The sequence below is a fragment of the Lyngbya sp. CCY1209 genome (assembly GCF_035615495.1).
Taxonomy (GTDB): domain Bacteria; phylum Cyanobacteriota; class Cyanobacteriia; order Cyanobacteriales; family Microcoleaceae; genus Limnospira.
This window is the reverse complement of the sequence record NZ_JAJENU010000418.1, coordinates 1-344: the sequence shown is the minus strand read 5'-3', so window position 1 is coordinate 344 and position 344 is coordinate 1. Positions and strand designations below refer to the sequence as shown.

The 344-nt window shown below is 43.3% G+C and carries 1 pseudogene; it reads left to right on the top strand.

The features are described 5' to 3' along the window. Positions 1-344: pseudogene (locus LKE08_RS12510) on the top strand (hypothetical protein); the annotation flags it as partial.

Here is a 344-nt window from a genome sequence, read left to right as displayed (position 1 = left end):
CACCAAAACTCGAAATCATTGAACAGTGCAAGATTGCCATTTCCGAATGGTTAAAGCCCATTGGACTCCAACTCAAGCCGGAAAAGACAAGAATCTGTCATACATTTCAAGAAATCGAAATTGGCGGAGAAAAAGTCCAACCGGGATTTGACTTTCTGGGGTTCAATATCAGGCAATATCCTGCCGGAAAACACGTCTCTGGGAAAAGTGGAGGAAAAGCCAGTAAACTCCTTGGTTTCGTAACCCACATAAAACCGAGCAAAAAGGCAATCAAAGCCCACACTGAAAAGGTGAAAGAGGTGATTAAGAAACACAAAACAGCACCTCAAGCCGCCCTGATTAAA